17 protein-coding genes are annotated in these 21,244 nt (G+C 66.9%); 10 read left to right on the top strand and 7 right to left on the bottom strand.

Annotated features, from left to right (window positions below):
* Positions 1-104 precede the first annotated feature (104 nt).
* Positions 105-1,514 (bottom strand): DUF2957 domain-containing protein, encoded by a 1,410-nt coding sequence (locus BFD71_RS01660; protein WP_069261532.1) that lies wholly within the window; start codon positions 1,512-1,514, stop codon positions 105-107.
* Between the two features lie 746 nt (positions 1,515-2,260).
* Here BFD71_RS01660 and BFD71_RS01655 point away from each other — a divergent pair.
* Positions 2,261-3,283, top strand: coding sequence for a hypothetical protein (locus tag BFD71_RS01655; RefSeq protein ID WP_069261531.1), 1,023 nt, complete (start codon positions 2,261-2,263; stop codon positions 3,281-3,283).
* Positions 3,284-3,697: 414 nt separating this feature from the next.
* Here BFD71_RS01655 and BFD71_RS01650 read toward each other — a convergent pair whose 3' ends face one another.
* Complete coding sequence (locus tag BFD71_RS01650; RefSeq protein WP_069261530.1) at positions 3,698-5,566, bottom strand: ABC transporter ATP-binding protein/permease; 1,869 nt, start codon at positions 5,564-5,566, stop codon at positions 3,698-3,700.
* Positions 5,563-6,456 (bottom strand): extracellular solute-binding protein, encoded by an 894-nt coding sequence (locus BFD71_RS01645; protein ID WP_069261863.1) that lies wholly within the window; start codon positions 6,454-6,456, stop codon positions 5,563-5,565. The genes BFD71_RS01650 and BFD71_RS01645 overlap by 4 nt, the downstream gene beginning before the upstream one ends.
* A 174-nt stretch (positions 6,457-6,630) precedes the next feature.
* Here BFD71_RS01645 and BFD71_RS01640 point away from each other — a divergent pair, with 174 nt between their 5' ends.
* Genes BFD71_RS01640 through BFD71_RS01630 form a run of 3 tightly spaced genes read left to right on the top strand, consistent with a single transcriptional unit; the run spans position 6,631 to position 8,153 of the window.
* Positions 6,631-7,059 (top strand): TOBE domain-containing protein, encoded by a 429-nt coding sequence (locus BFD71_RS01640; RefSeq protein WP_069261529.1) that lies wholly within the window; start codon positions 6,631-6,633, stop codon positions 7,057-7,059.
* Positions 7,060-7,084: 25 nt separating this feature from the next.
* Positions 7,085-7,690, top strand: a complete 606-nt coding sequence (locus BFD71_RS01635; RefSeq protein WP_069261528.1) for a nitrogen fixation protein NifQ — start codon at positions 7,085-7,087, stop codon at positions 7,688-7,690.
* A 49-nt stretch (positions 7,691-7,739) separates the two neighbouring features.
* Complete coding sequence (locus BFD71_RS01630) at positions 7,740-8,153, top strand: winged helix-turn-helix domain-containing protein (protein ID WP_370684236.1); 414 nt, start codon at positions 7,740-7,742, stop codon at positions 8,151-8,153.
* 52 nt (positions 8,154-8,205) lie between these two features.
* On the opposite strand, the gene BFD71_RS01625 is transcribed toward BFD71_RS01630, so the two are convergent.
* Complete coding sequence (locus tag BFD71_RS01625; protein ID WP_069261527.1) at positions 8,206-9,525, bottom strand: DUF2325 domain-containing protein; 1,320 nt, start codon at positions 9,523-9,525, stop codon at positions 8,206-8,208.
* 181 nt (positions 9,526-9,706) lie between these two features.
* Complete coding sequence (locus BFD71_RS01620; RefSeq protein ID WP_069261526.1) at positions 9,707-10,300, bottom strand: hypothetical protein; 594 nt, start codon at positions 10,298-10,300, stop codon at positions 9,707-9,709.
* Between the two features lie 245 nt (positions 10,301-10,545).
* On the opposite strand from BFD71_RS01620, the gene BFD71_RS01615 reads away from it, so the two are divergent.
* The 6 genes from BFD71_RS01615 (at position 10,546) to BFD71_RS01595 (ending at position 17,413) form a co-directional block, all read left to right on the top strand.
* Positions 10,546-11,814: an MFS transporter gene (locus BFD71_RS01615; protein WP_069261525.1), complete on the top strand. Its 1,269-nt coding sequence runs from the start codon at positions 10,546-10,548 to the stop codon at positions 11,812-11,814.
* 169 nt (positions 11,815-11,983) lie between these two features.
* A complete protein-coding gene (locus tag BFD71_RS01610) occupies positions 11,984-12,448 on the top strand; it encodes a zinc-finger-containing protein (RefSeq protein WP_069261524.1) in 465 nt (154 codons plus the stop codon).
* Positions 12,449-12,658: 210 nt separating this feature from the next.
* Positions 12,659-13,057: a hypothetical protein gene (locus BFD71_RS01605; RefSeq protein WP_256094447.1), complete on the top strand. Its 399-nt coding sequence runs from the start codon at positions 12,659-12,661 to the stop codon at positions 13,055-13,057.
* Between the two features lie 881 nt (positions 13,058-13,938).
* Positions 13,939-14,109 carry a hypothetical protein gene (locus BFD71_RS41250; protein ID WP_176732804.1) on the top strand — a complete coding sequence of 57 codons (171 nt, stop codon included), beginning with the start codon at positions 13,939-13,941 and terminating at the stop codon, positions 14,107-14,109.
* Positions 14,110-14,315: 206 nt separating this feature from the next.
* Positions 14,316-16,064 (top strand): ABC transporter permease, encoded by a 1,749-nt coding sequence (locus tag BFD71_RS01600; protein WP_069261522.1) that lies wholly within the window; start codon positions 14,316-14,318, stop codon positions 16,062-16,064.
* A 14-nt stretch (positions 16,065-16,078) separates the two neighbouring features.
* Positions 16,079-17,413: an ABC transporter ATP-binding protein gene (locus BFD71_RS01595; RefSeq protein WP_069261521.1), complete on the top strand. Its 1,335-nt coding sequence runs from the start codon at positions 16,079-16,081 to the stop codon at positions 17,411-17,413.
* Between the two features lie 84 nt (positions 17,414-17,497).
* Here the strand turns inward: BFD71_RS01595 and BFD71_RS01590 are convergent, their stop codons facing one another.
* Together BFD71_RS01590 and BFD71_RS01585 are read right to left on the bottom strand one after the other, a co-directional pair.
* Complete coding sequence (locus BFD71_RS01590) at positions 17,498-17,896, bottom strand: FKBP-type peptidyl-prolyl cis-trans isomerase (RefSeq protein ID WP_069261520.1); 399 nt, start codon at positions 17,894-17,896, stop codon at positions 17,498-17,500.
* Between the two features lie 271 nt (positions 17,897-18,167).
* Positions 18,168-21,071, bottom strand: coding sequence for a mechanosensitive ion channel family protein (locus BFD71_RS01585; protein WP_069261519.1), 2,904 nt, complete (start codon positions 21,069-21,071; stop codon positions 18,168-18,170).
* Positions 21,072-21,244: the final 173 nt, after the last annotated feature.

Below are 21,244 nucleotides of genomic sequence, written 5' to 3'. Positions count from 1 at the left end.
CCGCGTCTCCAGAGTCTTGTTGTTGGCGAGAGCGACTGACAGTCATTCGCAGTGCGAAATTAAGGCGGTCGTCAACGATCAGGATGCCGCGACCGCCTGATGAACTACTGTGGCTGGATCAGTGCACCGACGCCGAAGTAAGGCTGATTGGGCGTGGCGCTATTCGCCGAGCTGGCCGTGACGCCGCCGTTCTCCTCGCCGTTGATGAAGATGCCGTAAAGACCGCCCACCGCAATCAGATTGCCCGCTTTGCCCTGGGTATCGGTTACGCCGATCAGGCCGGGGTGCGTCTGCGTGTAATCGAGCGTGAACTGGCTCTGCGTCGTCATCGTCGAGGGCTTGAGGAAGCCGGCTTGCTGGCCGTTGATGAGCGTTGCCGTGTAGGCGAAATTCGAGTCCGCGCCAATGTAGCTACCGTCGAACGCGCCCGACGTGAGCGTCGTCGCGGGCGCGAGCAGGGCGATGCCGGACTCGTCGTCCACGGCGATCTGATTGCTCAGGCTGATGGTTTCGTTCACGTAGCCGGTGCGTACGACCACGGGCACGATGGCCCCATTGAGCTTGCCGAGGATGAGGTGCCCGGCGCCGCCCTGGCGGCTGACGATGACGTTGTTGCCGAGGTTCAAGGGGAACGGCAACGGTGTGGGCGTCTCGATCTGCGGTGCGTCGGTACTGTCGAAATAGCTGCCGCTCGTGCTCGCCGTCCATGCGTTCGCAGCGGTTGCGCAACTCGTGTTGGTCGCGCCAGCCGGCACGCTGCAATTGCCGCTTGCGTCGTACTGCTCCTGCGTCACCTTCGCCGCCGGCGCGAAACTGCTGGAAGGCAGGATGTGATAGAGCAGCGCGTTATACGAGCCTTTGAGATCGGCGAGGCTCGTGCTGACCGACGAAAAGCCGATGAACGGATAGAAGTCGAACGTGCGCGGCGCCACCCCGCTGAAGAGCAGATTTGCAGTGGTGTCGCCGTCGATGTTCACGGTCGCGCCCGGAATGCCGCCGCCCGCCACGCCAAAGCCAACATAGATCGTGGGCGGATTGTTGGCGTTGTACGCCGTTGTGTAGGTGCTGCCGTTGATCGTGCCCGTGCCCGCCTGAAGCTGGAACGCACACGTGATCTGCGCGGCGGTCGGCAGCGAGCCCGCGGGCGGATGCTGCACGGCGCCCGTGATGGTGAGACCCGCACGCGTGTTCTGCACCGAACTCGCGGCCACGGGAATGGGCGAGGCGAGGAACGTGAGCTTGTACGTCATCTTCGTCGGGTCGATGTTCAGGCTCACGACCTCGCCACTGCCTGCACCGCCCAGATACGTGTTCGCCGCGATGTCCGCCGCGGCGGGACACAACGCCGTGGCGGTCGGTGCGCTGCTGGGCGGACCCTGGTTCGCGCATGACGAACCCGAGCATTGCGCCGGGGTGATGGGTGCCGGATTGCTGGCGGTACCTCCGCCGCAGGCGACCAGCAAAGGGGTCGCGGCCGCGGCCAGCATCAAGCTGCTGCGGACAATGCTCTCCATGATTTGTCTGCCTCCCTGTGTCGTATTTATGCGCAGAAGATTGGATCATGACATTGGCCACTGTCAATTGAACGAACCGTCTAAAACGCGTGACGAGGTCGCTCTTGCTTGATGCTTCGCGGTTTGCGCACCCAGCAAGCGGGGTTTTTCCCGAGGCCGTCGTGCACGCGCCGTGGGCCCCTGCGCAATTGGCGTGCCTGAAACGCCTCGTTGACATGTCATCGCGATTCGTTGCGTCCGCGACGGTCCCTGAAAGGCAGAGGAAAGCTGAGGATGGGATCACGTTAGCGAGACAATTGATTCGGATTGCAGATTAAGATGCGCGTGCTGTCTGATGGTGAGGATATTCGGGAGCCGTCATCGCGCCGCCATGCTCGACGGTGAGTGCATACGGGAACGGCCGGGATGAAGCACTGCACAAACCTGCGTAGCAAGGTGGGCGCTCCAAAGAAAACCAAAGGTGAGCGTGTGCGGGAGCGCAAGTTCACTGCGGTGTGCGCCGCACGGGTTTTCGCTGCACCGTTGCGCATATCGGCGGCCAGGTTCAGGTCCATGTGGTGCACGTCACGCAACTCAAAGGTGAGTGTTTCCGGGAACATGAACGCAACGTGAGGCGTTGCTGCGTTGCGGCAGTATCGCCGCGGCCGGGTCGTGATTCGCGGTATAGTCATTCGCGACAAGAGGCCTCGTTGTGCGCCCTGCGCTTCACCGCCGCCGCGTCCGAGCGGTCTGCAACGGAGTTATCGATGGGTATCCTGGAAAGGCTTTGGCCGCGCGCCCGCGCGAAGCAGGCGCCGCAATCGCCGCAAATCCAGACGCTGATCGAGCGTCTGCTCGTGCTCAGCCCTACGCTCAAGCTCGTGCCCGAGTGGCGCGAGCGGCTCGCCCCCGCGCTCGCGCAATCGGTCGCGTACGTGCGCGAGGTGGTGGACCGCATGCCACCCGCGCGCGAAGCGAGCGCCGCCACCTGGTCGAGCGACCCCTATATCCACGCGTTTTTCGCTGCGCCCGACGAGGTCGGCCATGTGCTGAGCCGCTCGCCTGAACTGCATGCCTGGTTCGAGGCTCATCCACTTGCGCGCGAGACTTACGCGGTGCTCGGCATGGCCCTGAACGAGCGGCATGCCTTCGGTGCCGAGCAGCATGGCGACGAGGTGCACACCGATGTCATGCAGACGACGCTGAGCTTCGACGACCATCAGGTGCGTGTATGCGGCGAAACCGAGAGCGACCTTCGCGAGCAGATCGTGCAGCGCGTGGTCGAGCAGATCGCCCTGGAAGGCCTCGAGCAGATCGGCGCCGACGAGTCGCGCCGCGACGTGCTGGAACAGGAGCGTGCGCTGCTCAGGACGCGCCTGCAACTGCTCACGCGCCACGGCGCGGGGACGCAACGCATGCTCGGCGAGCACGCCGTGCCAAACGTCGCCGAAGTGGCGAAGGTCGAGGCGCAGATTGCGCAGAACGAGAGCGAGATTGCCGCACTCGGCCTCAAGAGCGAAGCGCTCGAACACCAGCTCACGGTAATCTGCAGGGTGCTCGCGAATCCCGCGCAATACACGAACGTCGAAATGCGCGAGATCTGCCTGAGTCCGATGAATGTCCTGCTCGCAAACGGCGGCCCGGGCAACAGCGCCTCGATCACGTTCCCGCTCGCGCGGCTGCCGTCGAGCCCGCAAGGTCTGCGCGCCTTCTCTCTGGTGCGCTTCGCGCGCACCGACCTGCAACCGTTGCCGCGTGTGCTCGTGGAAGACAGCCGCTTCATGATCTGAGCGTGGCGTCGCGGTCATAGGTGAGAAGATCCGGGAGCCGCGCGCGTGGCATTGCGACGGTTCGTGAACGAAGCGTGCCGAAATCACCGTCGCGCGTGATCGGCAGCGGAAGTTTCGTGATCCCGATGGACAGGAGAACCTGGTTCCGGCGCGCAAGATTTTCCTGGTAGTCCCAGGTTAAGGGATGCGAATATTGCCGACTACCAGGTGTTGGCAGTCGAAACCTTGCGTGTCCGAGCGCGAGACGCCGAAAGGTGAGCGTTTTCGGGAACCGTGAGCAACGGTGCGAAATGGCGCATCGGATCGCTAACCGCTTATGCAAAAAGCCCCTTTAACAGGGGCTATTTTGTCATCAGCGGCGACACCGCTGCTGGTATGTCGCCGCGAAAGGTGAGTGTTTTCAGGAGTGGTGAATCAGGCGCCCTGCGACGCCGGCCAGGCGAGCACGCCGTTCGCGTCGATCGAGAAGCGCAGCTCGCTGGCATGCGATGCCGGCGCATCTTCTGCGGCGATATCGAAGGTTTCTCCGGCGATCTCGACGGTAACGTAGCGGTCTCCGTGACGCAGCGACGTGCCGGCAATACGCCCTTGCCACGCGCCTTCCTGCGTCGCGACGAGCGCGCGCGGCGAGACCCGCCACATCACGCGCGTGCCCACCGCAAGCGATGGATCGGCGCAGGGCAGGCGCAGTCCCGCCGGCGTTTCGATCGTGCCACCGGCACGCACGATCCCCTCGCCGACGTTGTGCAGGCCGAGCAGTTCGGCCACGCGCAGCGTGGCGGGCCGCCGGAACACGTCGGCCACGGCGCCCGCCTGCAGCACGCAGCCCTGTTCGATCACGAGCACTTCGTCGGCGAGCAGCGCCGCCTCGTCGGGGTCGTGCGTGACGATCACCGTCACTGCGCCTACTTCGCGTTGCAGCGCCCGCAACGACTGCTGTAGACGGCGGCGGCGCGGCGTGTCGAGCGCAGCGAACGGTTCGTCGAACAGCAGCAGTTGCGTGTGCCGCGTGAGCGCGCGCGCGAGCGCCACGCGCTGGCGCTGGCCGAACGAGAGCTGCCGCGGCAGGCGTTCGGTGAGCGTGTCGAGGCCGAGGTGCGCGAGCCAGTAGCGGGCGCTGGCCGCGTCGGCATCGACAGGAAACGCGAGTTGCTGCGCCACGGTCATGTGCGGGAAGAGCCCGTAATCCTGCGGCATGTAGCCGATCTGGCGGCGCTCGGGCGGTAGCGCGCCGAGGTCGGTTGCCCCGAGCGTGACAGAGCCCGCGTCGTTGCGCTCGAGCCCGGCGATGATGCGCAGCGCGAGCGACTTGCCCGAGCCCGAAGGGCCGATGATCGCGAGCCGGCGCGTTTGCGGCTGCCACGCCACATCGAGCGTGAACGCGCCGAGATGCCGGCGCGCCGCGAAGGCAAGACGCAGGCCGGCGTTTTCGGCCGCGGTGGCGGCCGGCGTGATACTGGTGAGTTCGTCGCCGTTGTCCAGGCTCACCGCCGGCGTCGGGCGTGCGCCGCGGCTATAGACGGAGAGCACCGCGCAGATGATCGCAATGCCGAGCGTGGGCAGCAGGAGCGGCATCATCGCGGGCAAGCCCTGGCCGCCGAACACGACGTAGGTATACACAGGCAGCGAATACGGGTGATACGCGACCATCACGGTCGCGCCGAATTCGCCGAACGCGCGCAGCCAGGCGAGCGCGAGCCCCGCGCGGATAGCGGGCCACGCAATGGGCAGCGTGACACGAAAGAAACGGCTGGCGGCGTGATGGCCGAGCGTGGCGGCAACGTCGTCGTAGACGGGATCGACGGCGCTGAACGCCGAGCGTGCCGCGACGATCAGGAAGGGCGCCGCCACGAAGGTCTCGGCGAGCACGATGCCCGTGAAAGAGTCGGTGAGCGAGCCGCCGAAGAGCTGGCCAATGCCGCTATACGGCCCGATGAGAAACAGCAGCAGCACACCGCTCGTGAGCGGCGGCAACGCGAGCGGCAACTGCACGACGAAGCCGAGCAAGGCAATGCCGCGCGCGCGCGAACGCGCGAGCCAATAGCCGAGCGGCACGCCGCCCACCAGGATGACGAGTGCGGCCACGCTCGCGCTCGCGACCGACACGCCGACCGCCGACCAGGTGGCGTGCCAGTCGACGCCGGCCCAGTCCGCCTGCCCGATCTGCGGAATGCTCGCAACGAACGGCGCGCACAGGTAGACCGCGAGCAGCGCGCCGAGCCACCAGAGCGGCTGGGAGCGTTTCACGGCAACCTGTTCGGCACGTTGCGCGGCTTGTGTCATTGCTGTGCGGCGTCGATTACGGCTTGCACCGACGGCGGGATCGCCTGGATCTGACCGTTGACGGCAGGCCTGGTCACATCCACGCCGTGCTCGGCGAGCAGCTTGCGGCCTTCCGCCGAAAGCAGGAAGTTCACGAAGCGCGCGGCGCCGGCGCTGTTGGGAGCGTCGTTGAGAATCGTGAGCGTGTAGTTCGCCTTGATCTTCAGTTCAGGCGCGGGGTGGATCGCCGGAATCTTCAGGTCGGACGTTTCGGTCGAGTAGAAGAAGCCAGCGTCGAGCTGACCCGATTGCAGACGGCCAACGAGCGTTTCTTCCGGCAGCACCTGCTCGGGATTCTCCGGCGTGCCAAGTGTTTTCTGCACGAGATCAGGCTGGTTGTACGCCTGCGCGGCCTTCGTCATGAGTTCGACGGTGAACGCGCCCTTCGGGTCGAGCTTCGGATCAGTGCGGCCGAGGCGGATGCCCGGTTCCTGCAGGACCTGATCCCACTGCTTCGTCTTGAAGTCGGCGGCGAAACGGCTCTTTGGGTTGTAGCCGATCAGGAGCGGCGATTCGGCGAAATTCACGTACCACGTGACGTGATTGCCGCTGGCCTCGCCCATGAGGCTCGTGTTGACCTTCGGGCTCGCGCTGATGAACACATCGCCGCGGCGCAGCTTGCCCTTGATCTCATTGGCGATCTTGTTCGAGCCGGCTGCGTAGCCCTTGAAATGCAGGCCCGTTTCCTTTTCGAACGCGGGGCCCACGCTCTTTTCCATGAGGTTCACGAGCGAGCCTGCATAGAGCACGTTGACATCGGATTCGTCGGCGAATGCGTTGGCGCTCGCACCCATCGCGCCCATCACACCGCTCATCACGACGACTGAGGCCGCCAGCTTGCGGATAAACATGTTCGACACCCCGTTCGTTATAAAGGCCCATATATTACGATGGACTGCTGTATTCATGTGCTTGCGACATTCGCTATTTTGGCGATCCATGCCCGTGCGCGTCACAGTGACACGGCTAAACTGAGGCTCCGGTTCTTTGCCGTTTCATTGTTCTGTTCAATTGTGGAGGTCCTTATGCGTACCAGCGCCCGCAACCATTTCTCCGGCCAGATCAGCGCGGTCAAGGCCGGCGCTGTCAACGACGAAGTCACGCTGCGCGCCGACGGCGGCCTCGAGATCGTTGCGATCATTACGCATGGCAGCGCCGCTTCGCTGGGTCTCGCCGCTGGCAAGCCGGCCTTCGCGCTTGTGAAGGCATCGTCGGTGATCCTCATGGTCGACGGCGATGCGAGCAAGGTGTCCACGCGCAATGTGGTGGCGGGCACGGTTTCGTCGGTCACGAAGGGCGCGGTGAACGCCGAAGTCGTGCTCGCGGCCCCGGGCGGTGCGCAGATCGCGGCCATCGTAACGAACGACAGCGTCGATCGTCTCGGCCTCGCGGCGGGCAAGCAGGCTGCGGCGCTTTTCAAGGCATCGAGCGTGATCGTCGGCGTAGACGGTTGATGCGCTCCAAACTCGCGTGAATGCCATGACACACGGTAGACAGGACTCCGGCGCGCCGCCGCGCGATGTCGATGCGCTGGCCGTCGCGCGCTGCGACACTCTGACGGGGGCGCCGGAGGCGCCGCGCACGCCCGACGCCTGGCTCTTCGCGCGGCTCGTTGCGGCGCGCGAGGTGCGCGGCGAATTGCCGTTGCTCGGTCTAACGCGCGCGCAGTTCGACGCGCTCGGTGCGCGGCACTTCGTGTGTGCGGTGACGAGTGAAGCGCTGCACACGCACGGGATGGCCGATGCGTCGCATGCTGCATTCGCCACCGCAATGCATGACTTTCTCGTTGCGCTTGCCGCGCCGCAAGCCGACCCCGACGACGTGCGTTGCCTCGCCGCGATCGTTGCCCACGCGTGCCTGCGTCCCGATCATCTGTGGCGCGATCTCGGCCTGCGTGGCCGCGATGACGTGACAGGCATGCTGGAGCGCTTCTTTCCCGAGGTCGTGGCGCGCAACGTGGAAGGCTTGCGCTGGAAGAAGCTGCTGGCGCGTGAACTCGCGCTGGCGTCGGGCGCCACGCCAGGCCCTGCGCCCGGTTGCCCCGGCTGCGAGGACTTCGGCTTCTGCTTTCCCGCCGGACGTTAGCCATGTAGAGGGGAACGGCGCGTAGCACGCATCGTGTATGCTTGCGCGCATGACCAAGTCCCCCAACGATCAACCGCGCGCAGACGCTCCCGCGCCCGCCCAGGCGCAGAAACCGGGCCGACCCGAGGTGCGTTTTCGCATGCGCATCCTTCAGGATGGCACGATCGCGCTCGGTCCAGGCAAGGTGTCGCTGCTCGAAGCCGTCCGCGAACATGGCTCGATCTCGGCTGCGGCGCGCAGCATGAACATGTCGTACCGCCGCGCGTGGCTGCTGATGGATGAACTCAACCGCGCGCTGGAGTCGCCGGCCACGGTTTCGGAGCATGGCGGGCAGAGCGGCGGCGGTAGCATGCTGACGCCGGTGGGCGAAGAGATCGTGCGCCTGTATCGCAGCATCGAGGCGCGTGCGGCGGCGGTCTGCGAGGCCGAGATCGAAGCCCTCGTCAAACTCGTGAAATCCTGACGCGATGTGACGTGACGTGCCGCGGCGGCGCACTGCCGCCAACGCCAGGCGCCTAGCCGTGGCGCAGGCAGAAACGCGAGACGGGCACCGCCGCGAGCGTGGGCGGCGCGTTCGCATGGAGCCGCATCATCAACTCGACGAAGCTGGCGAGACTCGCCGTTCGCAATGGGTGCCACGTGACCTGATGCCGTTCGCACACGCGCCTGAGCGTGCTCATCGAATCGTGGTCGATGCAGTCGACGGGAAACACCGCGAGATCCGCGTTGGCGAGGGCTGCGGCGAGCAGGCCCTTGCGATCTTCCACACCGCCGTCGTGCACGGTCAGCTCGCCTCCCGCCGACTCCACCCAGCGCCTGAGCGCGTGATTCGAACCCGGCCTGCCACCCACGTAGACGATCCGGCGGCCCTTTAACGCATCCTCGGGAAGCGTGCGTTGGGCTTGCGGGTCTTCGTGCGCGTGCGTGGTCTGCTCCACCGCGTGAACTTCGGCGCGCAAGGCGTCGATCAGCGCGTGGGCTTCGTCGAGCTGCGCGCGTAGCGTGTGGAGTGCGGCGGCATCGGCATTCGCGCGCTGCTCCGCGATCTCGCGGCGGCTCGTGTGCAGCGCGACCCGCGCGTCGCGTGCCGCGAGCGCTTCCTGCAGCGCCTCGAGCTGCGCGTGCTGCGGGGTGTTTTCGCGCTGCGCCGTCAGCTGTGCGGTTTGCGCATCGAGGGCGTTGCGCGCGGCGTCGCGCTCACGGCTCATCTCGTGCAGGCGCGCCTGCTGACGCTCGATCTTGGCCCGGAGTTCGGCGTTTTCCGCTTCCAGCGCCACGAGGCGGCGCAAGTCCGCGCGATTGGCCGCGCCAACCAGGTGCGAGAGCATGTGCAGCTCGCCGAACGCGGCCTGGCGCACTTCCATCGTCGTGGCCGGATGTGTCATCACCGCCCAGTACGCGGGCGGGATGTCGCCGTTCGCGAGCGCGTCGTTCCAGAGCGCGAGCACGGCCTGCGTGTCGCGCGCACTGGCGAATCGGCGCACCGCGCCTGCATAGCGGCTGTCGAGAGCCTTTTGCAATGCCTTGCCGCCTGCGCCGCCTTCGATCGCCAGTTCGACCGCGGCGTGATGGATCTCGAGATCGCTCGCGCGCTGGGCGTCGAGCCGGGTGAATTTCGGGACGAGCTTGCGCAGCTCGTGCGTGCTCAGGCAGGTGCCGATGATGGAGCAATGCAGATGGGCGTCGAGTTCGACGAGGCGCGTGCGCTGACGCGCGCGGGCGAGTTCGGCTTGCGAAGGGCCGCAGCAGTCTGCGCTCGCCATCGCGCGCAGCGCGGTCTCTTCGGCAGATGTGCCGCCCGGCGTGCGGGCGAGGCGGAACGGCGGTGCGTGCATGGTGACCTCTGATCCACTGCGGAACGCGGGGCTGTGCATGGCGTGAGCGGCGACTGCGCCTCGACCCGGCTGGGCGCCCCGGCTGGGCGCCGCCGGCTGGGCGCCCCCGGCTGGCTGCGCGTCGAGAGCGCAATATACCATGGAATATAACGAAGGCCGGATAACGGCCGGGGGACGCGGTTCAGGTGGCGGTTTCGCGCATGAGCGTCGTTGCGATGCCGGTGACGGTGACGGCATTGGCCACTGACCAGCCTGCGGCCGCCCCGGACGATTGCGCTTCGCAGCGCGCTTCGAATTGCGCTTCGGCCGCGTTCGCGTGCTGCGCAAGCACATGTTCGACGCCGAGCCCGACGAAGGCCGCATCGAGCCGCTCCAGTTCGGCCACGGTGCGGCGCAGCGCTTCGGTGTCGAGACAGAACGCGTCGCTGAAAAGCGCATCGCGCGTCTTGTCGAGGCGGCGCGCGTCGCGAATCGCGCGCTTGAGTTCGCGCTGACGGGCGAAGCGGGCCAGATCGATGCGTCGCGAGAGCGCGACGAGGAGCGGCTGCAGCGACACCCCGGCTGGCGATGCGTGCGCGTCAGCCATGCCGCCACTGCCAGCGCCGTCCCCACGCGCGAGCATGCGCTCGAAGCGCTCGATGCTGTTGCGCAGCCGCCGGAACGCGTCGATCAGGTCGCGGATCAGCTCCGCGCGCTCGTGCCCCGACGCGGGGCGCAGCGTGGTGATCGTGGCCGCGAAGCCGTTCGCACCGGCCGGCGCGGGTACGCGACGCACCTGCGGTATCGATATTGCCGTTGTTGCGCTTACGAGGCGCCGACTACTCGCCAATTCCTGCCTCCGTCTGCTGGATTGTCGTTCGATGTATTCTATAGGATACATCGATTCGGAGACGGAGCGCATGAATCGCGCGGCGCCCGTGTTCCTGTGGCGCCACGCCGCATGAACTAAAATTACCGCTTTGCGCCTCGCTTATTGCCTCGTTGCGCGCGCACCCGATTTTTCGCTTTTCCCGCTGTTCAATGACCACACCTTCTCCGGAGGCGGCATCCGACGACCCGCCCAGCCTTTCGCGCAATCGCGGTTTCCAGCGCTTCTATGGCGCGCGCGTGCTGTCGTCGCTCGCGTTCCAGATGCTCGCCGTCGCCATGGGCTGGCACATCTACGCGCTCACGCATAGTGCGTTCGCGCTCGGTCTCGTCGGCCTCGCGCAGTTCCTGCCGATGTTCTGCCTCACGCTCGTCGTCGGCCACGTGGCGGACCGCTACGACCGCAGACGCATCGCCTCCGTCTGCCAGCTCATCGAATGCGCCGCCGCCCTGACCTTCGCGGCCGGCACGGTCGGCGGCTGGCTGAGCGCGCCGGTCATCTACGCGCTCGCCGCGTGCGTGGGCGCAGCGCGCGCATTCGAGTCGCCCGCCATTTCGTCCTTGCTGCCGGGTGTCGTGCCGCGCTCGCAGCTGCCGAACGCGACCGCGTGGTCGACCTCGGCGAACCAGACCGCGAACATCGTCGGCCCGGCGCTGGGCGGCCTGCTGTACGGCATCGGCGCGACGCCGGCCTACGCGGCCTGCTCGCTCGCGTTCGCGGCGGCCGCTACGCTCTCGGGCACGATCCCGCTGCGCGCCAAACCGCCCGCGCGCGCCCCCGTCACGCTCGAATCGGTGTTCTCGGGCATCGCGTTCATCCGTTCGCAGCCCGTCATTCTCGGCGCGCTGTCGCTCGATCTGTTCGCGGTGCTGTTCGGCGGCGCGACGGCACTCTTGCCCGTGTTCGCCCGCGACATCCTGCACGCCGGGCCCATCGCGCTCGGTCTGTTGCGCTCGGCGACGGCCGCGGGCGCGCTGGCGGGCTCGATCTGGCTCGCGCATTTTCCGCTTCGGCGCCGCCCGGGTCTCGCGATGTTCGGCGGCGTGATCGTGTTCGGCTGCGCGACGATCGCGTTCGGGCTGTCGCATAACATCGTCGTGTCGCTGATGGCGCTGGCGGTGCTGGGCGCTTCCGACGTCGTGAGCGTGGTCGTGCGCACGTCGCTCGTGCAGCTGCGCACGCCCGACGAAAAACTCGGCCGCGTGAGCGCGGTCAATTCGCTGTTCATTGGCACGTCGAACCAGCTTGGCGAGTTCGAGTCGGGCCTCACCGCTGGCTGGTGGGGCGCGCAGCGCGCCGTGCTGGTGGGCGGCGTGGCGACGATCTGCGTCGCGCTGCTGTGGATGCGGCTCTTTCCGGCCCTGCGCGACACGCGCTCGCTCGAGCGCGAAGAGGCGCACGCCACCGCCAGCGCGAACTGATCGCGCATGCGGCAACCCGCGGCGCCCCGTTTCACCGCTGCCGTGCGCCGGGGTTTGCCGTTATCCTTTCGCGAGGGCCCGCTCGCAGCAGCGGAGGTAGCGGACCCCCGTTTTTCTCATCCACCCATCAAGTCATGCATCCATCGACCATCGTCCCGAGGAGCGCCGCATGCGCGTAGGCCGCCCCGTCAAGGCGCTGCCGCAGCCGCTGTGCGATTACTGCGGCGCGAAAGCGGTGCTCGCGCGCTTCGCCGACGAGGCCTACCCGTATCGCGACGATCACGGCCCGCTATGGGTCTGCACGCCCTGCGAGGCCTGGATCGGCGTGCCCGCGCGCAGCACGCGCAACGTGCCGCTCGGCCGGCTTGCCAACGCCGCCCTGCGCGACGCCAAGAGCCGCCTGCACGACGCGCTCGAACCGCTGGTGGCCGCGAAGATGCGGCGCGACAAGGTCAACGCCTTCGAGGCACGGGGCAAGGCCATCCGCTGGCTCGGGGACGAACTGGGCTTCGACCTGCCCAATCCGTCGATCCACCTTCTGAGCCTCGAGCAGTGCGAGCGGGCCATCGCGCACATCGAGGCGTTCATGGCCGCGCGACGCGCCGACGGCGGGGGCGAGCGCGAACCGCGCTGAGCCGGCCGCCGCCAGCCGCTTGCCCGCCTGTCAGGCGATGCGCGGCGCATGTCTGTCACTGATAGTTACATTCGATTTGAGGGTCGGCGCTTAACCTTCGGCGCGCCGTGCCGTTATTGCACGGAACAGACTCTTACTTGCCCTTCCATGGCCAGGACCATCCCTTTTCCGCAGCGCTCGCAAGCCGGTCGCCCCCGACGCAGCAAGTCGATGCTGCTGCCGATCCCGCGCGCGGTCGCCAACGAACTCGCGCTGCAGGTGCATCTCGCGCTCGCCGCGCTGCGCCGCGGCGGCACCGGCGACGACGCACGCGCGTTGCTCCATGCTCACGTGCTCGCGCAATCGATTGCGGAGGCCGGATATGGCGCGCTCGAGCCGGAACAGGTGCGAGCGGCGGATGCCGCGCTGATCGCCTGTTTCGAGAGCGGCAACACGGGCGGCGGCTGGCAGCTGGACGATGCGGGATTCGAGGCTGTTGCGCAACTCGTGAATGTGTACGACCGCCAGTTGCAAGGCGCGCCGCTGTGGGCGCTGACCGAGGCAAGCGAGCGGCTCGAGCGCATGGGCGCAGGCGATGCCAGCCAGCACGCATTGCGCAAGAGCGCGTGACGCGCGCGACGCCGGGTACGCACCTTGCGGCCGGGGTTGAATGACCGTCGCCGCACAGACGCAGTGGGTAGCAGGCAGTATGGTGAAGTGAACGATCCCTCTTTGAAAGACAAGCCGGATCGAGGCGACAGACGGAAGGCCGCCGGCGGGGGATGCATCCCCAAAAAATGCATGGCCGCGCCGATCGAGCCAGGGATGCGCTGTGGCGAACCGGGCGCGTGCCCGAGCGGGCCGCCGGTGCGCGCTGTGGTGACATTGGCACGAGATTTGACGCGGGATGCGAATCGTGTTGACTTCGGACAGGTGGCGCGCCTAAAATTCGCCCGTCTTAACAAAAGGGGCTGACGCCTTGGACAGTAGCAGTTGTCGATCTTCGAACAGTTTCGCTGCCTGACCGGCAGGACGTCCGCGCTCCTTTTCTTCCAGCCGCCGTCTTGCCAGCCAGGCAGATGGTGCGCGTCCAGCAGTAAATCCTCGTGCACTCTTGAATAGCGTCGACCGACGCCGCAGCGCCTTGACCGTATCGAGCGCCGCGGATGGCCGACATCGCGCCGTAAGCCCGCCCTGATCGATGCGCGCTTGCGGCACGGTTCGTTCGTTGCGCCCTGAGCGCGACGCGCGGATCGACACATGCGCGCTTTGAAGCCCTTGAAGCCGCTTCGCGTTCGAGCTACCGACTCGATGCAAGCCCTGGGCTCAGCCGCCGTGACGATAAGGAGTTCCGATGTCTGACAGTGACAGTTATCCGTTATGCCGCTTCCTTTCGAATTGCACTGAGGAAAGCGGGCAGACGCGAGCCGCCGCGCGCTGAAAGATTGCGCCCTGCCGGGTCTGCTGGCTTTCCTCCCCAACGCGTCCCCCGCGACGCCAGGAGAACCAGTATGAACTTCGGCCTTCTTTTGCCGCATCTGTCGCAACTGCAGCAAACGCAGCACACCTTCCATCCCGATCTGCTCGGCGCGCGTGAGCGCGCGAGCGCCCCGCCGCCCTGCCGGGAATCGCGACTCGCCGCGCGCTGGCGAGACCTGCGAGCGCGCGTGTTTCGGGTCTGAATCAGACAAGCAGTAACGGATCCCCGCGCGTATGCCCTGCCGGCCAGGCCGGCCCTACGCGCCGCGCGAGGGATTCGCGCAATAACCCATCGCCGGTGCTTCGACATGAACCAGTTCAACCACACATTGCGAACGACCCGCCGCGCAGCGCGCGCCTGCGCCGGCGTGCTCGTGCCCACGCCAGTACTCGCTAACGGAGGCCGCTAATGGAGTTCAGCTTCAACCTGAACCGCACGGCCAACGCCTCGGCGTGGCGCGTGCTGCCGAACCGCTGGGACTTCGTGGCGTTCCCGCTGATGATCGGCCTGATCGCAATGGCGGCCGTGGGCTTTCACGAAACGATGGCGCCCATTGCCACGTTGAAGGCGCAGCCCATCTCGCTCGATCCCGCGAACCTGCCCGAGTACGCCATGCGCACCACGCTGCGCATGCTTGCGGCGATGGTGGCCTCGCTCATCTTCACGCTCGTGTACGGCACGCTCGCGGCGAAGAGCCGCCGCGCGGGCCAGGTGCTCGTGCCGATTCTCGACATCCTGCAGTCGGTGCCGGTGCTCGGCTACATCTCGTTTACGGTCACGTTCTTTCTCGCGCTCTTTCCCTCGCGCGTGCTGGGGGCCGAGCTCGCGGCGATCTTCGCGATCTTCACGAGCCAGGCGTGGAACATGACCTTCAGCTTCTACCAGTCGCTGCGCACGGTGCCGCGCGATCTGGATGAAGTCTCGCGAGGTTTCCATCTCACGGGCTGGCAGCGCTTCTGGAAGCTCGAAGTGCCGTTCTCGATGCCGGGCCTCATCTGGAACATGATGATGTCGATGTCGGGCGGCTGGTTCTTCGTGGTGGCCTCCGAAGCGATCACGGTGGGCAACAACACGATCACGCTGCCGGGTGTCGGCGCGTATCTGGCCCAGGCGATCGCGGAAAAGAACCTGCACGCCGTGGGCTGGGTGATCCTCGCGATGGTCGTCGTGATTCTCGCGTACGACCAGTTCCTGTTCCGCCCGCTCGTCGCGTGGGCCGACAAGTTCCGCATGGAGAACACGAGCTCGGGCGACGCGCCCGAATCGTGGCTGCTCGACCTGATTCGCCGCACGCGTCTCATTCACCGTCTGCTCGTGCCGATGGGCTTCCTGCTCGCCACGCTCGCGCGCATTCCGTTGCGCGTGCAACTGCCGAAGTCGCTGCCCGTCGTCACCACGATCAGCAAGCGCTCGCGTATCGGCGACATCGTCTGGGCCGCGTTCGTGATCGCGCTGACTGTGTTCGTGGTGTGGCGCGTCGTGGCCTATGTGCGCACGGGCGTCACGCTCGATGAAGTCTGGCACGTGTTCGTGCTCGGCCTCATCACGCTCTTTCGCGTGCTGCTCTTGATCGCTATCGCTTCGGTGATCTGGGTGCCGCTCGGCGTGCTGATCGGCCTGCGTCCGGCGATTGCCGAGAAGGTTCAGCCGCTCGCGCAGTTCCTCGCCGCGTTCCCGGCCAACCTGCTGTTCCCCGTGTTCGTGATCGTGATCGTGCGCTTTCACCTGAACCCGGACATCTGGCTCTCGCCGCTCATCGTGCTCGGCACGCAGTGGTACATCCTCTTCAACGTGATCGCGGGTGCCAGCGCCTATCCGAACGACTACAAGGAAGCGGCCACGAACTTCCGCATTCGCGGCTGGCAATGGTGGAAGAAGGCCATGCTGCCGGGCATTTTCCCGTACTACATCACGGGCGCGATCACGGCTTCCGGCGGCGCATGGAACGCGAGCATCGTCTCCGAGTTCGTGCAGTGGGGCGACACGAAAGTCGTCGCGCATGGCCTCGGCTCGTACATCGCCCAAACGACCGCCGCCGGCGACTTCCCGAAGATCATTCTGGGCATCGCGATGATGTCCCTGTTCGTTACGTTGTTCAATCGCGTGCTCTGGCGTCCGCTGTACACCTACGCCGAGTCCCGGCTGCGCCTCGATTGAGATGGAGTGACATCATGCTGAATCCGAAAATCGTCTCTTCCGACCTGCTGCCGATGCGGCCCGCTCCCGGCCAGGAAGTGCTCGCCGTCAAGCATGTTTCGCGCGGCTTCGCGAAGAAAGAGGACGAGCGCCTCGTGCTCGACGACGTGAACCTCACGCTGCGCGAGGGCGAGATCGTCGGCTTGCTGGGCCGTTCCGGCTCGGGCAAGTCCACGCTGCTGCGCATCATCTCCGGGCTCATCGAGCCGACCGAAGGCGAGGTGAACTGGCTCGGCAAGCCGCTCGAAGGGCCGGCCGAAGGCGTGTCGATGGTGTTCCAGACCTTCGCGCTGTTCCCGTGGCTCACGGTGCTGCAGAACGTGGAAGCGGGCCTCGAAGCGCAGGGCGTGGGCGCGCGCGAGCGCCGCGAGCGGGCGCTGGCGGCCATCGACCTGATCGGTCTGGACGGCTTCGAAAACGCCTATCCGCGTGAGCTTTCGGGCGGCATGCGCCAGCGCGTGGGCTTCGCGCGCGCGCTCGTGGTCGACCCGACGCTCCTGCTCATGGACGAGCCGTTCTCCGCGCTCGACGTGCTCACGGCCGAAACGCTGCGTACCGATTTGCTCGACCTGTGGACGCAAGGGCGTCTGCCGATCAAGTCCGTGCTGATCGTCACGCACAACATCGAGGAAGCGGTGTTCATGTGCGACCGCATTCTCGTGTTGTCGTCGAACCCTGGGCGCGTGTCGGCAGAGATCAAGGTGCCGTTCAAGCATCCGCGCAACCGGCTCGACCCGGCGTTCCGCAAGCTCGTCGACGACATCTACGCGAAGATGACGGCGCGCGAAGCCGCCGAGGCCACGACTCGCCGTCTCGAAGTGGGCAGCCGCCTGCCGGACGTGTCGACCAACATCATGGCCGGTCTGATCGAAACGCTGGCGGCCGCACCGTATCACGGCCGCGCCGACATGCCGGAAATCGCGCGCTCGCTGCATCTGGAAGTCGACGACCTGTTCCCGATCGTGGAAATGCTGCAGCAGCTCGGCTTCGCCGACGTGCGCGAAGGCGATGTGCTGCTCACGCCGCCCGCCCGCGTGTTTGCGGAGATGGGCACGCAGGCGCGCAAGCTCATGTTCGCCGATCACCTGCTGCGCAACGTGCCGCTCGCGGCGCGCATCAAGAAGGTGCTCGACGAGCGCCCGGGCCATCGCGCGCCGCGCGTGCGCTTCGAGCAGGAGCTGGAGGACGTGCTTTCCGATGTCGACGCCGAAGAAACGCTCGATACCGTGATCGAGTGGGCGCGTTACGGCGAGGTCTTTTCGTACAACGACCAGTCGGAAATCTTCAGTTTCGAGGACGTCGAGGCGTAAGGCCTGCGTCCCTGCAAAAACAAGAACGGGCGGCGAGGGTGACACCTCAACCGCCCGTTTTTTTGCCTGCAGAATCTGCTGGCCTTACTGGCCGATCCCGATCAGCTCGATTTCGAACGTGAGATCGCTGTTCGGCGGAATCGGGCCGACCGCGCGATCGCCATAAGCGGTCGCCGCCGGGCAGGTCAGCTTCGCCTTGCCGCCGACCTTCATCTTCTGCACGCCTTGCGTCCAGCACGGAATCACGCGATTGAGCGGGAAGGTCGCCGGGCCGCCGTGCTTGTCGGAGCTGTCGAATTCGGTGCCGTTCGCGAGCGTGCCGCGATAGTTCACGCGCACGACGTCGGTGGCGGTGGGCTGCGGACCGGTGCCTTGCTTGATGTGTTCGACGACGACGCCCGACGGCAACTTGTCGATGGGGTTGGCGGCGAACGCGGTCGTTGCAACGGTGGCAGCGGCGACCAGGGCAATCAGTGATTTCATGAGATGTCCTCGTTGAATGGCAAATCGATTATATCGGGCGCGCCGCGCAAGCAGAGGAAAGGTGAGCTTCTTCGGGACTCACCGCGCCGCGCGTGCAGCGCCTCATGCCACCGCTCGCAGACCCTTGATTAGACGGAGAACTTTACCCTGCCAGCGTTGCGCCGCGACGTTGCTCGCCCCGTATCGGTGAGACTTTTCGGGAGATCGATCGGGCGAAGCGACGGGTGAGGCCGGCGCGCGCGAGCCGCGCACCGGCCATGATGTCCACGCATCAATTCGGCTTGCCGCTCGACGACCCGTTACCGTCGCCCGACGCACCGGCGCGGCCGGCGCGCGGCTTGCCGCCTTGCGCGCCCGTCTTCGAAGCGCCGTGCGCCTGCGCCCGCGCGCGATCGTTGTCGGTGGCGTCGTCGTCGTGATCGTCGCCGTGCGTATGCCCTTCGACATCGTCACCGCGCGCCATGCCCACGAGGAAGTTGCGCTGCGGATTCGCCAGCTCGATGCCGCGCTCCGTGAAGCGCAGCAACACGCGCTTGTTGAACTCGCGCTGCACACCCCAGCGCGCCGAGTCCTTACACTGAATCTGCCCGACAAGCGTGACGGCCGCGCCATCCACCTGATCGACCCCCCAGTATGCGAAGTCGCTGAGAATGCCGTTCTTGAACGCGTCTTCCTTGCGGATCTCGGCGCCGATGTCCTTGAGCGTGTCGATGGCGCGCTGCAGATCCGCGCCATGCGCGATCTGCACCTTCACCGCCGCGTTGCCGATGCCGCGATTCGTGTTGTTCACCGTCGTCACCGAGCTGAACGGCACGGTGTAGAGCGAACCGTCGCCGCCGCGCAGGCGCACGGTGCGGATCGAGAGAAACTCGACCGTGCCCGAGACGCCCGCCACCGTCACCCAGTCGCCCACCTGCATGGCGTTTTCCGTCAACAGGAAGATGCCGGTGATGAAGTCCTGCACGAGCTTTTGCGAGCCAAAGCCGAGCGCCACGCCAAAAATACTCGCTCCCGCGATTAGCGGCGCGGTGTTCACGCCGAGCTGCGAGAGCGCGGTGAGCCCGACCACGACGAGGATCGAAACGAGCAGCGTCGTGCGGAACATCGGCAAGAGCGTGCGCAGTCGCGCGGCGCGTACGAAGTCGCCCGCGTCGGTCCATGCGTTCAGGCGCCGCTCGGCCGCGCCGTTCGCGAACTCCCAGATCGCGACGGCGGCAATGACGGCGATCACGATAGTGAGGAGTGCAGAGCCCAGCAGATGCCCCATCGGCGCGAGCGCGAGAATGCGTGCGGGACGCAGGCCCCAGACGTGCAGCAGCAGGTCGAGCGAGACGATCCAGATCGCCACGACGACGATGCGCCGCAGTGCCGGGTAATAGCGATACGCACGGCGCTGGCCGAAGCTCATCTTCTCCTGATCGTCGCGCAAGCCGAACGCGCGGCTCAACGCCCCGAGCAGCACGATGGCGCTCACGCGCGCGGCGAGCAGCACGACGAGCGAGAGTCCGCCCGCGCGCAGCAGCGCCGCGTAGCCGCCGCGCAGATCGAGCGCCCAGACGAACCAGAGCGCGAGGACGACGAAGAGCGCCACGCCCACCCAGATGTCGGCGAACCATTGCATGAACCAGGCATACGAGCCATGGCGTGCGGCGGCGGCGCGCATGGCGTCGGCCACGGGGCGGCGCAGCTGCAGGATCATCACGGCAAGCGCGAGGTGGCCGACCAGCGTGACGACCTTCACGAGTGCGAGATGCGCGTCCTCGGTCATGCCGAGCGGCACCGCGCCGCCAATCGCTCCGCCCACGCCGCCGATCACGACGACGCGCACGAGCCAGCGCTGCGCGTAAGCGGCCCAGTCGTCGGGTAGCGGCACGAGGCGCAGCGCGGCGGCGTCGGGCGCGAACAGCAGCTTGCCGAACATCACGATCACGCGGCAGATCACATACGTATCGACGATCTGGCCCACGGCTTCGGCGGGCGCGGCGTCGTCGGGGCCGAAGAGCGACAGCACGCCCGCGGCGCACAGGCCGAAGGCGATCACGGGCACGACTTCGAGCAGCATCACGAGCAACGCGCCCGGCAGACGCTGCAAGAGGCGCCAGTGATGCGCGCCGCGCAGCGCGTGGTACGCCTCTTTCGCGCGGTCGGCGGCGGTTTTTGGCGAGGCGCTGGCGTTGTCCTCGGCTTGCGCCGCGACCACGGTGGCGCGCGCTGCCGCGTTGGCGCCCGCGTTCGCGCGGGGGCCGGCGTTCGGGTCGCTGTCCTTTTCGTCCTGGCCGCTCTTGCCCTCGGCCGGCTCCATGCCTGCGGCTTCGCGCAGGGCGTCTTGTTGCGCGTCGGCCTTCGCATCGGCGGCTTTCGCCTGCGCGGCGAGCGCGAGGCTCGTGCCCGTCGCTTCAGGTGTTTGTGGCTGCGGCGTCGGCGTGCCGCCTTGCGCAGGGCCGGCGTCCTCGCGCTGTTTCGCGGCCTGATGCGCGGCAATGGCGCGCTCCGGCGTGGCGACGACGCGGCGCAGCAGCGTGGCGAGCGCGAGCGCGGGCACGAGCGTGAGCAGCAGCACGCGCAGCAGCGCGAGCATCAGCGCGTGGCCTTCCGGCGTGTTCAGATGGTCCTGCCACCAGTTGCGCGTGGACCAGAGGCCGAGCAGCGTCGCGAACGTATGGCTCAGATGCTGGCCCATCGTGCGCGCGCCGTGCGCCGCGTGATCGGCGATCTGCACGACCAGACCGTTGGAGCGCAATGCGCCCGCGAGCGGCGCCGAAGCGGCTGTGGATGCCGCCGCGCCGGAGGCCGCGGCGGGCGCACTGGCCGCCGCGCTCGCCGAGGCGGGCGCGGCCAGCGCGCCAGCGGCGGCGATGGCGCGCAGCGTGTCTTCCATGTGGCCGCGCTGCACGGGATCGTCGAGAACCTGCAGGGCGGCTTGCGCCTGGGTGGGCGTGAGCGCCACGGGGGCGGCCGGGTTGGCCGCGTTGGCATTAGCGGCGGGCGCGGCAGGCTGCGCGGGATGCGCTGGGCTCGCGCCGGGCTTGAACGCTTCGGCGACGGTGGCCGGTGTCGCCGCCGCTGCACGCGACGCGCCGAGCGCGAGCGTCAGGCCGGCTGAAACGGCGAGGACGGCAACGAGAGCTTGCAGGCGCGACGCGCGCGGGAACCGAAAGGCAGAAGAAAGGGACATCCTTGTCATGGGCTTACGGGTCGCGACTGCGGCGACCCTTCAGTGGCGGCGGAGGAAAAGACAGCGGGACCAAACGCGCGGCTGGAAGCGCGTTGGCGCGGCGCATAGCCTGCCGGCGCCCGATTCGTCGGAACGTTCGACGCGCTGCCGCAATTTCGGTGCCCACTTTGTGC

It is taken from the genome of Paraburkholderia nodosa, assembly GCF_001718195.1.
Classification (GTDB): domain Bacteria; phylum Pseudomonadota; class Gammaproteobacteria; order Burkholderiales; family Burkholderiaceae; genus Paraburkholderia; species Paraburkholderia nodosa_A.
The sequence above is the reverse complement of the archived record's forward strand: the minus strand, read 5'-3'. Positions and strand labels throughout refer to the sequence as shown.